We start from the raw sequence: 12,440 nt of genomic DNA, 5'->3' as shown, positions 1-12,440 counted from the left end.
GGCCTGGCCGAGCCCGGTTCCCCCGCCCCAGCCGGGGGAAGGAACCTAGCGAGGGCGAGATGACAGCCATGGAGCCGCTTCCTACCGCCGCCGGCGGACAGCCGGAGTCCCGGGGCTCCGACGGCGGTGCCTCCTACACCGCCTCCGCCACGCTCGACGAGCTTGGGATCGTCACCGGCTGGAGCGCCCAGGCCCACCATCTGCTCGGCCACACGCCCGCCGAGATCATCGGCCGGCCCGCCGCGCAGCTGCTCGCCGAACCTCCGCCACCCGCCCCGGCGCCGCCCCGCTGGTCCGGGACCCTCGCGCTCCGGCACCGGGACGGCCACACCGTGCGCCTGCGGCTGCTCGCCCACCACCGCGCGACCGCGGGCGGGGGCGACGACGCGGGGGCCGTGCACAACGGCGGTGGTCACAGCGGGCGGGGCGGCGGCGATGGCGGCTGGCTGGTCGTCGCGGCGGTACCCGCGTCCTGCGCGGACCCGCCGGCTCACGACGCCGTCCGCGGCTGGGCCTACGCACAGTCGCCTTGCCCCCAGGCGGTCTTCGACTCCGGTCTTCGGCTGACGCGGGCCAACGCCGCCTTCGAGGACGTACTGGGCCTGCGAGAGGCCGAGATGCGCGGCCTGCGCCTGCCCGAACTCGCGCCTGGTGACTCGGCCCGGCGGGCGGAGAGCCAGATGCGGGGGGTGCTGAGCAGCGGCCGTCCGCGGCACGTCCCGGCACCCTTCACCGGCCACGGCACGATGCCCTTCGGCACGCTCGTCGCGGCCGCCGGAGGCCGAGGCGACAGCGCGGACGGCGACAGCGCGGACGGGGACGGCGCGGACGGGGACGGCGCATTGAGTGCGACGCTCACCCCGCTCGCCGATCCGGCGGGGACCGTGCGCGGGGTGGTGCTCACCACCCACCCGTCCGGCGAGGACCCCCGCGCCCGGCGCCGTTCGCGGCTGCTGCACGACGCCGCCACGCGCGTCGGCACGACGCTGGACACCACCCGTACCGCGCAGGAGCTCACCGACCTGGTGGTGCCCGACCTTGCCGACTACGCCGCGGTCGACTTGATCGACCTCGCGGCCGGTGCACCGGCGGGGGGTCCGGACGGTCCGGTGACGGTGACCCGCACCGCCGCCAGCTCCGTCCTGCCCGGCACCCCCGAGGCCCTGATCGCACTCGGCGACACCGCGACCTACCCCCCCGGGTCCCCGCCGACTCAGACCCTGGCAGCCGGGAAGGCCGCGCTCTACGACATCGACGAGGCCGCCCTCGCGCGCTGGACCGCCCAGGACCCCCGGACCGCGTGGATCCGCGAGGCGGGCACCCACTCGTTCCTCGCGGTCCCCCTCACGGCCGGCGGAAGCACCCTGGGGCTGGCACTCTTCAGCCGGCACCGCACCCCCGCCCCCTTCACCCCCGACGACCTGGTGCTGGCGGAAAAGCTCGCCGAACGGGCGGCGACCGCGATCCACAACGCCCGTCGCTACGCCCGCGAGCGTACGACGACCATGACCCTGCAGCGCAGCCTGCTGCCGCACCACCTGCCCGAACAGGCCGCTCTCGACATCGCCACGCGCTACCTGCCCGCGACGACGCACGCGGGGGTGGGCGGCGACTGGTTCGACGTGATCCCGCTGTCCGGGACCCGGGTCGCCCTCGTGGTGGGCGATGTCGTCGGGCACGGCATCCGCGCCTCGGCCACCATGGGACGGCTGCGCACAGCGGTGCGGACCCTCGCCGACGTGGACCTCCCCCCCGACGAACTCCTCACCCACCTCGACGACCTGGTGATCCACCTGTGCTCCGACGAGGCGGGGGAAAGCCAGGACGCGGAGACCGCGGGCGGGATCGGCACCACGTGCCTGTACGCGGTGTACGACCCGACGACGCGCCAGTGCAGCCTCGCCCGGGCGGGGCATCCCCCGCCCGCCGTGGTGACCCCCGACCACGCCGTCCACTTCCTGGACGTGCCCGCGGGGCCCCCGCTGGGCCTCGGCGGACTCCCGTTCGAGACGATGACCACGGACCTCCCCGAGGGCACGATCCTCGCCCTCTACACCAACGGGCTGCTGGACCCGCACCACCACGACATCGACCAGTCCCTCGACAGGATGTTCACGGCGCTGGCGCACCCCGCCGGATCCCTGGACTCGGTCTGCGACCGCATCCTGACCACCCTGATCACGCACCGCCCGACGGACGACATCGCCCTGCTGGTCGGCAGGACCCGCACGCTGCCACCGGACCACATCGCGACCTGGCAGCTGCCCGACGACCCCGCCATCGTCGCGCAGGCCCGCCGCCACGCCACCACGCAGCTCACGGCATGGGGCCTGGAGGAGACCTCGTTCACCACCGAACTCCTCGTCAGCGAACTGGTGACCAACGCCATCCGCTACGGCAAGCCGCCCATCCGGTTGCGTCTGATCCACAACAACACGGCGCTCATCACCGAGGTCACCGACACGAGCAACACCACCCCCCATCTACGGCGGGCGCGTACGTACGACGAGGGCGGGCGCGGTCTGCTCCTCGTGGCACAGCTCGCCCAGCAGTGGGGCACCCGCCACCACCCCCGCGGCAAGACGATCTGGACGGAGCAGGTCCTGGCGCCCGCATGACGCGCGCCGGACCCAAAACCCGGCGTCCGCGTCCGCGCCGTGCGTGCGCCCTGTCCCCACGACCGGAGCGCCCCCGCGTGCTGCCGCACACCTTGGCACATACCCCAGGGGGGTATATCTTGAGGGCGCGTGTCCACCCGGCGCGCATCCTGGCCACGGCACTCACGGAGCCCCCTTGAACACCGGAACGAAGATCACCGCGTTCGCAGCCGTTCTGGCGGCCTCTTTCGGCATCTCCTACGGCGTAGGCGCGGCCCTCGACCCGGTCCGCACTTCGGCGGCAGGCGCAACAGCACCGGCCACGGAGCAGGCGCACGACACGGCCGGCACCGGCCACGCCTCGAACGCCGCCGACGCCCCGGGCACCGCCGAGACCGCGACCGGCTCCTCGGCCTCGGCCGCGCATCCCGCGGGCGGCCTGGCCACCAGCGAGGCCGGCTACACCCTCGACCTGCTCACGCCGCGGGTCGACTCCGGCCACCCGGTGCCGCTGCGCTTCCTCATACGCGACTCCGGCGGCCGCCCGCTCACCGAGTACCGGCGCGCCCATGGCAAGGAGCTGCACCTGATCCTCGCCTCACGCGACCTGACCGGCTACCGCCATCTGCATCCGGTCCGCGCCGCCGACGGCACGTGGAGCACCACGGTCGGTCTGCCCCACGCCGGGGACTACCGGGTGTTCGCCGACTTCACCCCCGACGCGGAGGGCGGCCGGAACCTCACACTCGGTACGGACCTGTCGGTGGCCGGAGACCACCGGCCGACCGGTCCCATGCCGGCCTCCCGGACGGCGACCGTGGACGGCTACACCGTGACGCTCGACGGGGACCTGCGGGCGGGCGCGGAGCAGGAGCTGCGGCTGACGGTGACCAGGGACGGCCGCGAGGTGACGGACCTGCAGCCCTACCTCGGCGCCTACGGCCACCTGGTCGCCCTGCGCGCCGGCGACGTGGCGTATCTGCACGTGCACCCGGGCGGCGCCCCGGGCGACGGCCGGACCGCTCCCGGACCGGACGTCTCCTTCCGGACCACAGCCCCGAGCGCGGGCACATACCGGCTGTTCTTCGACTTCCGGCACAACGGCGCGGTGCGCACCGCGGCCTTCACGGTCACGGCCGCCCCGGGTGACGCACGCGCCGACGCGGACGGCCGCGGCACCGGTGGCCACGGCCACTGACGCCGTCCGCGGGCACGTCCCTCAGGCGGAACAGGGGATCAGGCGGAACAGGGGATCAAGCGGAGCGGCGCCGCAGACGGCGGGCGCCGAGGAAGGCTCCCGCGCCGGCCACCAGCACTCCCCCGGCCACCCCTGCGAGAGCGGCGACATCGGGCCGGCCCTTCGCGGACCCGGTGTCCGCCAGCGCCGGGCGGTCGGCCTCGGCGGCGGTGGCGGCCTGGAGGATCACGTCGGCGACGGCAGCCGGCTGCGCGATCAGCGACACGTGACAGGTGTCGAGCTCCACTGTGTGCGCGTGGGCCCGCTCGGCCTGGAAGCGCTCCTGCTCCGGGCTGATGGTCATGTCCTCGCGACCGACGATGGCCCAGGACGGAATGGTCTTCCAGGCCGCGACCTTGGCCTTCTCGGAGAACGCCGTCGTGGCGGCGGGCCGCTGGGTGACCCCCAGCAGGTTCGCCTGACGCTCCGAGAGGCAGTTCGCGAACACCGGGTGCACCTTGTCGCGCTTGAGGTACTGGTCGGTGCCGCTGACGCCGCCGCCCGCCTCGAACGGCACGGAGGTGGTGGCGGTGCCGAGTGCGCTGGGGAAGCGCTCGGACAGCGACATCCCGCTCTCGCCGACGTCGGGCATCAGGGCCGAGACGTACACCAGCGACTTCACCTGGGGGTTGCCGGCCGCGGCCGTGCTGATCACCGCACCGCCGTAGGAGTGCCCGGCCAGGACGATCGGGCCCTTCACGCTCTTCAGCACGGAGGCGATGTAGGTCGAGTCGCTGTACAGCCCGCGCAGCGGGTTGGCGGGGGCGAAGACGGTGTAGCCGCGGGCTTCGAGCCGCTCGATCACCCCGTTCCAGCTGGAGGCGTCCGCGAACGCCCCGTGGATCAGAACCACCGTCGGCTTGCTCCCGGCCGTGCCAGCGTCCGCGGCGGCGGGGGCCGCGGCGGACGCGCACAGGGCCAGGGCGCAGCCGGCCGCGGCAATGTCGGCGCGGCGTATACGACGCCGGGGACGGGAATCCAGATGTGCCGCCATGCCGTATCTCGCTTTCCTCGAGGATCAGGGCGGGGGCCGCCCTCGGCACCTGAGTGTTCACCGCTCCAGGGCGACAGGCCCGACCGTGTATGCCGACCGGGTCACGCGCATGGGCCGTCGGGGTGAAACCCGCCAGTACGGGATGTGGCACGACAAAACGCCCCTATGGGGACGAGGACGGCGCGGACGCGCGGCGTACGCCGACAGGACGCGGGGCGCGCTCGGACCTGCGGCGTCCCGCGCTCCGGGGACGTACGGCAGGCGTTGTCAGACGCTCACGTGGGGGCAGCTCCCACCGAGGCAGGGGTGCGGCGCGGTGCACCGATCCGGCGTCAGTCGCGGTCCACGCAGCGGTGCGCGTGGGCCGGGTAGACGCCCATGATCCGCACCTCGGAGGAGAAGAAGCGCAGCTCCTCCAGGGCCAGGGCCACGCTGCTCTCCTGCGGGTGGCCCTCGATCTCGACGTAGAAGCGACTGGCCTTGAGGCCCGCGCCCACCTGGTAGCTCTCGATCTTGGTGAGGTTCACCGCGTTGCTGGAGAAGCCGCCGAGTGCCTTGTAGAGCGCGCTCGGGATGTTGCGCACGGAGAAGAACAGGCTGGTCATCATGGGCGTGCCCGAGTTCGGCGGGACCTGGGCGTCGCGGGTGAGGACGACGAAGCGGGTCGTGTTGTCCGAGGTGTCCTCCACGCCGCCGCGCAGTACCTGCAGCCCGTAGAGTTCCGCGGCGCCGGGCGGGGCGAGGGCCGCGTGCCGCGGATCGCCGAGCTCCGCGACCTCGCGGGCGGCGCCCGCGGTGTCGTCGCTCACCAGCGTCTGCCAGCCGCCCTCGCGGATGACCTTCCGGCACTGCCCCAGCGCGTGCACATGGCTGCGGACGTATGCGACGTCCTCCAGCGCAGCACCGGGGACGCCCATCAGGTCGAAGCGGATGGGCAGGAAGTACTCAGCGATGATCGTGAGGCCGGATTCCGGCAGCAGGTGGTGGACGTCGGCGACGCGGCCGGCGGCCGAGTTGTCCACGGGGATCACGGCCAGATCGGCGTTCCCCAGCGCGACCGCCTCCAGCGCCTGCTCGAAGGTGATGCAGGGCAGTTCCCGGCTGTCGGGGTACAGGGTGCGGGCGGCGGCGGCCGAATTGGATCCGGGTTCTCCCTGGTAGGCGATGGTCACCATGTGCGGTCGGTATCTCCGGATCGTCGGTCTCTGCGTGCGTTGGGGCCGTTCTTCGCATGCTACTGCGCGGTGGGCGCGAACCTCGTATGCGTCCGAGTGCCGGACGTCCTGCGCCTGCCCCGCAGGCCCTGCTCCCCGGTGGCGGGCCGGGGCGCCGGTGGGGCCCGGCCCTGACCGTCAGGCGGTTCGGCGCAGCGGCGTCCGCGGCTCCCGGTTCCCGCGCCGCCGTACGGGCCGGAGACCGCGGCCCGCGCGCGAGTCGGCTCAGGCAGGCTGCCGCCAGACCGCCGCGTCGGCGCCCCAGAGACCCGGCGGGCTGCTCCAGTCCACCGGGACGCCCCGATAACCGAGCGGCGGCCGGGCATGGACGAGGCGTCCGTACACGGAGTCCGTGACGGCGAGCCGGCGGGCGGGGCCGTCATCGTCGCCGGGGGCCGCTTCACCGCCCGGGTCGCCCGGGCCGATGCCGTGGAGCAGCCAGGAAGCGGTGCCCGTCAGCGACAGCCGCAGCAGCCGGCCGCCGCCGTCGCGGCGGGCGTCGGTCAGGGCGCGAAGGACCGCCGCGGCGAGCAGGTAGCCGGTGCCGTGGTCGAGGGCCTGGGCGGGAAGGACGCCGGGGCGGCCGTCCGGTCCGGCCTCCACCGAGGCGATGCCGCAGCGCGCCTGCACCAGACTGTCGAATCCGCGCCGCTCCGCCCAGGGCCCCGACCGCTCCCAGGCCCGGATCTGGGCGACGACGAGTCCCGGCCGGCGCTCGCGCAGCGCCTCCGGCGCGAGACCGTAGCGGTCCAGCGCGCCGGGGCGGTAGCCGGTCACGACCACGTCGGCGGAGGCGAGGAGTTCCTGCAGGACGGTGCGGTCGGGTCCGGAGAGGTCGAGCCGCGCCGACCGCTTCCCGAAGCCGGTGTCGGCGTGCGCCCACTCGTCCTCCGGCAGGCGGGGGCTGTCGACCCGCAGGACGTCCGCGCCGAGCAGGGCCAGCGTGCGCGTGGCGACCGGTCCGGCGATGACCCGTGTCAGGTCGAGCACCCGGACGCCCGCCGCGGGCAGCCCCGCGGGCGGCAGCGTGCGCACCGCGGCGTCGTCGGTCCGCTCGATCTCCACGAGGGGCTGCGTGCCGGCGCTCGGGTCCCGTACGGCGACGGCCAGTCCCCCCGCCGCGTAGACGGTCTCCTCGACCTCCGCGGCCCGGCGGCCGGCCAGTTCGGCCGCCAGGCGCCTGGACACGGCTTCCGGGTCGGCACCGGCGCCGCCGTCAGCACCATCGGGAATGCCGAGGGCGGCCGTCAACCGGGCGCGGTGGTGCGGGTAGTTGGCGTGGGTGCGCACCCACCCGTCCGCCGTGCGCCAGAACCCGGACAGCGGCGCGAAGGACGTCCCCGGCCGGCCGTCGATCCGCAGGTGCCGCTCGCTGACGAAGGCCGCGGCCACCGCCGCCTCGTCCACCTCCACCGGGGGCGGCGTCCCGCCGGAGCGCAGGGCGAGCAGCTCGGCGGCGGCCAAAGAGCAGACCCCGACCGCGGCCCGAGCCAAGCGGCGTACCGGCAGGCGCGCGGGCAGCACCCCGGGAACCTCCCGGTACACCACATGGCGCACCGCCTCCGGGGCCCCGCCGAGGGCGTCCCAGGCGTGGGCGGTGGGGGCGTCGGCAGGCTGCGTCATGGCGCTGCTCCTTCGTCGGCGGGCGGCCGCTCACCGAGGCGGCCGTTCAGGAGGACCGCCGTGGCCGCTTGCCGGGCCGCGGGACGACGTATACGGCGGGGTCCGCCGGATTCACCGCCAGGGTGCGGACGCTCGGGCGTCGCCCCTCCTCCGTCTCTGTGCACGGTGCACAGAGTAGGGCTTCCGAATCGCGGCACCTGCCGGGCCGCGCCCCGGCGGTTGGAGGCCGCGTTCCGGTCCTGGAGCAGCGCGGCCGGGCAGGTATCGCACCACGCGAACAGCCCTCGAGAGTCGCGGCCCGGGGACGCCGCGGGGAGCATGCACCTCATGACCGCGCGGCCCGGGCCGCGAGCGCACTCCTTCGCGCCGGGGGTGCCGAGCGGGGACGGCGCCACTATCGTACCGACTGGACGGTATGAGCCGGTCGCCCGCGAGCCCCAAGGAGCCACGCATGCCACGCGCGAAGTCCAACGGAGTAGAGCTCGAGTACGACACCTTCGGCAGCCCGGACGATCCGGCGCTGCTGCTCATCATGGGCCTCGGCGCCCAGATGACCCTGTGGCGGCCGGAATTCTGCTCGGCGCTCGCGGACCGGGGCTTTCACGTCGTGCGCTACGACAACCGCGACGCGGGTCTGTCGACCGGTCTCGACGGGCACCCCCTTCCGGACATCCGCGCCGTGCTGTCGGGCGACTCCTCCACCGTCCCCTACCTGCTGGCCGACATGGCCGACGACGCGGCCGGGCTCCTGGAGGCGCTGGACATCGCGGCCGCACATGTCGTCGGCGCCTCGATGGGCGGCATGATCGCCCAGCAGTTGGTGATCGACCATCCCGACCGGGTGCTGTCCCTGTGCTCGATCATGTCCACCACCGGCGACCGGTCGGTCGGCCGCGCCTCGGCGGAGGCCATCGCGGCGCTGCCCGCCTCGAACGGCGTGCCCCTGACACGCGAGGCGGTCATCGCGGAGGGGGTCCGCCGGGCGGCCGTGATCGGCTCCCCCGCCTACCCGGTGGCCCCCGAGGAACTGCGCGCACGCGTGACCGAGGCCTACGACCGCGCGTACCGCCCCGAGGGCTATGTGCGCCAGTACGCCGCGATCCTCGCCTCACCGGACCGCACACCAGGCCTGCGGTCGGTGGCGGTGCCGACGGTGGTCGTGCACGGCGAGCAGGATCCGCTGATCGACCAGAGCGGCGGCCGGGCGACGGCGGCCGCGGTGCCGGGCAGCGAACTGCTGCTGGTCCCCGGGATGGGGCACGACCTGCCGGAACAGGTCTGGCCCACGGTCGTCGACGCGATCGCCCGCAACGCCGCCGGGAACCCGTGAACCGGCACGGCCTCCGCGCTCGGCTTCCCCGCGGCGCGGGGACCCGGGGGCCTACCGCACCGACGCCGCCGGGGGGCGCTCGCGCAGGGCGCCGTAGCCGATGAAGTAGGCGGGCACCCGCCGCAGCCAGGGTGTGGAGTTCAGCAGGCCGGCGAGCCGCCCCGCGCGGTCGGCGTCGCCGAGCGGGGACCGTCCTTCCAGCACCGGGGCGACGAAGCGGCGGTGGGCCAGGCGCTGCAGGGCCTGCGTGGCGGCCGTGGTCGGCCATCGGCGCAGCTGGACGGCGCGCACGTCGTTCAGCCCGACGCTGCCGCGGCGCAGCGGCTCGACCAGATGGCGCGCGGCGGCGACGGCGTCCTCCACCGCGAGGTTGATGCCGATCCCGAACACGGGCGACATCGCGTGGGCGGCGTCGCCGATGCAGAGCAGCCCCGGGCGGTGCCAGCGCTCCAGCCGGTCGCAGCGCACGTCGAGCAGTTTCACCTCGTCCCAGGAGCGCACGGCGTGCGCGCGGTCGCCCAGCCACGGCGTGGCGGCCGAGAAGGCGGCGAGGAAGCGGTCGAGGCCCGCGGCCCGGCGCTCGGCGTCGCTGCCCTTGGGGATCAGCGCGGCGCACTGCCAGTACGAGCCGCGGTCGATCATGGCGGTGAGGAAGCGGTGCCCGACCCCGCCGACCAGCCCCCGAGGGTCGCCCGGATCGCGCGGCACCCGGAACCACCACGCGTCCATCGGACAGCCGAACTCCCGCAGGCCCAGTTCCGGACGGGAGCGGGCGAGTGAACCGCGGCCGTCGCACGCCACGGTCAGGATGGCCCGCATCTCGCCCTCGCGCCCTTCGGCGGTCCGGTAGCGCACGCCCGTGATCCGACCGCCTTCCTCGAGGAAGGCGGTCGCCTCGGCGCCCATGCGCAGGGTGAACGCCGGTTCGCGGCGGGCCTCGTCGGCCAGGAGGTCCAGCAGGTCCCACTGCGGGACCATCGCCACATAGTTGTAGGGGCCGCGCAGGGTGCTGACGTCCGAGACGGTGACCAGGGACTTCCCGGGACCGATCGGCAACTGGACGGTCGTGACGCGGCGTTGCGGCAGCGCGGCAAAGCGCTCGGCCAGGCCGAGCTCGTCCAGCAGGGCGAGCGTCGAGGGGTGGACGGTGTCACCGCGGAAGTCGCGCAGGAAGTCGCCGTGCTTCTCCAGGACGGTGACCTCCACCCCCGCCCTGGCCAGAAGGAGTGCCAGCACCATCCCCGCCGGGCCGCCGCCCACCACGCAGCATGCCGTCCGTTCCATCGCCCCACCCTCCGCTGCGACCTTGAACCCGACATAACCGGACATATTACGCTTGAAGCAGGCACATTGAATGCCGTCATACAGTGCCACGCACTCCCGGAGGCCCGATGAGCCAGCAGCCGGTCACCCTGCCCTTCACCGATCCGGCGTTCGTCGCCGATCCCTTCCCCCTCTACCGGGAGCTACGCCAGGAGGGCCCGGTGCGCCGCGCCGTCATCCAGGGCGAGCTCGAGGCCTGGCTGGTCACCCGGTACGAGGACGGCCTGGCCGCCCTCACCGACCCGCGGCTGAGCAGCGACGTCCGGGACGCCTCGGATCCGCGACTGATGGAACGACTGCCGAAAACCGAGCGCGACTCGATGATCCGCACGATGCTGCGCGCCGACCCGCCCGACCACACCAGGCTCCGCCGGCTGGTCTCCAAGGCGTTCACCGCCCGCCGCGTCGCCGAGCTGGAGCCGCGCGTCCAGGCCGTCGCCGACGAACTCCTCGAGGCGATCGTCCCCGCCGGGCGCGCCGACCTCGTCGAGGACTACGCGCTGCCGCTGCCGGTCACGGTCATCAGCGAACTGCTCGGCGTGCCCGTCCGCGACCGCTTCGACTTCCAGCGGTGGACGGACGACATGGTCCTCCAGGGTCCCCAGCCCCCGGACCCGGCGAAGATCGAGGCCGCCTGGCAGCACATGCACGCGTATCTCACCGCACTGCTGGAGTCCAAGCGCGCACACCCCGGGGACGACCTGCTCAGTGCGCTGATCACCACCCACGACGAGGAACAGCGGCTGGACCGGCACGAACTCGTCGCGATGGCCTTCCTGCTGCTGGTCGCCGGGTACATCACCACCGTCAACCTGATCGGCAACGGCATGGCAGCACTGCTCACGCACCCGGATCAGCTGCAGCTGCTGCGCGAGGACCCGGAGCTGCTGCCGAGCGCGATCGAGGAGTTCCTGCGCTACGACGGGCCGGTCAACCCCGGCATCGCGCGCTTCGCCCGCGAGGACCTGACCATCGCGGGGGTGGCGATCCCGCGCGGCGCGACCGTGGTGGTCGCCTCGGCCATCGCCGACCGGGACCCGGCGCGGTTCACCGACCCGGACCGCCTGGACGTCACCCGGGCGGACAACGCCCACCTCGCCTTCGGCCACGGCATCCACTACTGCCTGGGCGCCCCGCTGGCCCGGCTGGAGGGACGGATCGCCATCGGCACCGCCCTGCGCCGGCTGCCCGGCCTCACCCTGGCCGTGCCGGCGGAGGAGCTGCGCTGGCGGCCACGCGTGCTGCGCGGTCCGTCGAGGCTGCCGGTCACCTTCACGTCCGGCTGCTGAGAGAAAGGTCCATGGCCGGCCCGGGCCGGCCATGGACCCGCGCACCGGCCGCGGTTCCGGACGCGAGCAGCGGCTCCGGACGCGGACCGCCGGGCGAGCCATCCGAATGCTCGCCCGGCGGTCCGCGGTGCGGCGGAGCCGTTCAGATGCGTGAGCCTCCGGTGGGGCCCCTCATGTCCGACGAGGTCCCGCGGCCCGCGCCCGGCCGCATCGAGGCCGCCGCCAGCGCGAGCAGCAGCGCGATGACACCGACCACCACGTTGTTGACGATCGTGCGCGTCGTGCTGACGTCCCCGGCGATGCACCACGGCGAGATGATCGTCCACAGGCCGATGACGGCCGCGGCCCACGCCATGGAGTGGGTGCGCTCGAAGCCCCTGCCCAAGCCACCCATCAGCGCGGCGTACGCGATGCCGGCGATCAGGTTGCCGACGGCTATCGTCGAAAGGCCGTTGAATCCCACGATCCACGGAGACGCCGCCAGGTACGTGCCGGTCACCAGGCCCATGGCCTCGATCGCCTGGCCCCTGTTGGTAGCGGTGGTCCGCTCGTACTCCGCACGCAGCGCCAGCAGGTCGGGGTGCTGCTCGATACTCGGTCGCGTAGAGGCCATCTAAACCATCCCCACTCATTTCGGACTTTTCATCCCACCCTTACCCACGATGCGGCAGTCGAGACCTCGAATCTCGTCCCGGGGGGCCGGTGAGAACGGTGTCAGCAGGCGTCCGTCCCGTCCGCCGAGGGGCCCTGCCGCAGGGCGTCCGGTCGTTCACGGCGGCAAGCCGTGGGCGGTGCAGGCGCCGGTCGCGCCACCGGCGGTAGGGGGCGCGCCG

General features: G+C 74.0%; 9 protein-coding genes. 4 read left to right on the top strand and 5 right to left on the bottom strand.

The window, feature by feature from the left end; translation table 11 throughout:
• Window positions 1–68: 68 nt before the first annotated feature.
• Window positions 69–2,618 carry a SpoIIE family protein phosphatase gene (locus tag ACRWND_RS13555; RefSeq protein ID WP_431948984.1) on the top strand — a complete coding sequence of 850 codons (2,550 nt, stop codon included), beginning with the start codon at window positions 69–71 and terminating at the stop codon, window positions 2,616–2,618.
• Between the two features lie 175 nt (window positions 2,619–2,793).
• Window positions 2,794–3,795 carry a hypothetical protein gene (locus ACRWND_RS13550; RefSeq protein WP_431948983.1) on the top strand — a complete coding sequence of 334 codons (1,002 nt, stop codon included), beginning with the start codon at window positions 2,794–2,796 and terminating at the stop codon, window positions 3,793–3,795.
• Between the two features lie 55 nt (window positions 3,796–3,850).
• On the opposite strand, the gene ACRWND_RS13545 is transcribed toward ACRWND_RS13550, so the two are convergent.
• The 3 genes from ACRWND_RS13545 to ACRWND_RS13535 all read right to left on the bottom strand — a co-directional run bounded on the left by ACRWND_RS13545 (window position 3,851) and on the right by ACRWND_RS13535 (window position 7,665).
• A complete protein-coding gene (locus tag ACRWND_RS13545) occupies window positions 3,851–4,828 on the bottom strand; it encodes an alpha/beta fold hydrolase (RefSeq protein WP_431948982.1) in 978 nt (325 codons plus the stop codon).
• Window positions 4,829–5,160: 332 nt separating this feature from the next.
• Window positions 5,161–6,003 (bottom strand): prephenate dehydratase, encoded by an 843-nt coding sequence (locus ACRWND_RS13540; RefSeq protein ID WP_431948981.1) that lies wholly within the window; start codon window positions 6,001–6,003, stop codon window positions 5,161–5,163.
• Between the two features lie 264 nt (window positions 6,004–6,267).
• A complete protein-coding gene (locus ACRWND_RS13535; RefSeq protein WP_431948980.1) occupies window positions 6,268–7,665 on the bottom strand; it encodes a CoA transferase in 1,398 nt (465 codons plus the stop codon).
• 451 nt (window positions 7,666–8,116) lie between these two features.
• Between ACRWND_RS13535 and ACRWND_RS13530 the strand changes: the two genes are divergently transcribed.
• Window positions 8,117–8,995, top strand: a complete 879-nt coding sequence (locus ACRWND_RS13530; RefSeq protein ID WP_431948979.1) for an alpha/beta fold hydrolase — start codon at window positions 8,117–8,119, stop codon at window positions 8,993–8,995.
• Window positions 8,996–9,046: 51 nt separating this feature from the next.
• Here the strand turns inward: ACRWND_RS13530 and ACRWND_RS13525 are convergent, their stop codons facing one another.
• Entirely contained in the window at window positions 9,047–10,279 is a 1,233-nt protein-coding gene (locus tag ACRWND_RS13525; protein ID WP_431948978.1) for an FAD-dependent oxidoreductase, read from the bottom strand.
• Window positions 10,280–10,386: 107 nt separating this feature from the next.
• Between ACRWND_RS13525 and ACRWND_RS13520 the strand changes: the two genes are divergently transcribed.
• Window positions 10,387–11,607 carry a cytochrome P450 family protein gene (locus ACRWND_RS13520; RefSeq protein ID WP_431948977.1) on the top strand — a complete coding sequence of 407 codons (1,221 nt, stop codon included), beginning with the start codon at window positions 10,387–10,389 and terminating at the stop codon, window positions 11,605–11,607.
• A 142-nt stretch (window positions 11,608–11,749) separates the two neighbouring features.
• On the opposite strand, the gene ACRWND_RS13515 is transcribed toward ACRWND_RS13520, so the two are convergent.
• Window positions 11,750–12,220 carry an SPW repeat protein gene (locus ACRWND_RS13515; RefSeq protein WP_431948976.1) on the bottom strand — a complete coding sequence of 157 codons (471 nt, stop codon included), beginning with the start codon at window positions 12,218–12,220 and terminating at the stop codon, window positions 11,750–11,752.
• Window positions 12,221–12,440 lie beyond the last annotated feature (220 nt).

It is taken from the genome of Actinacidiphila sp. bgisy167 (assembly GCF_965342175.1).
Lineage (GTDB): Bacteria > Actinomycetota > Actinomycetes > Streptomycetales > Streptomycetaceae > Actinacidiphila.
The sequence above is the reverse complement of the archived record's forward strand: the minus strand, read 5'-3'. Positions and strand labels throughout refer to the sequence as shown.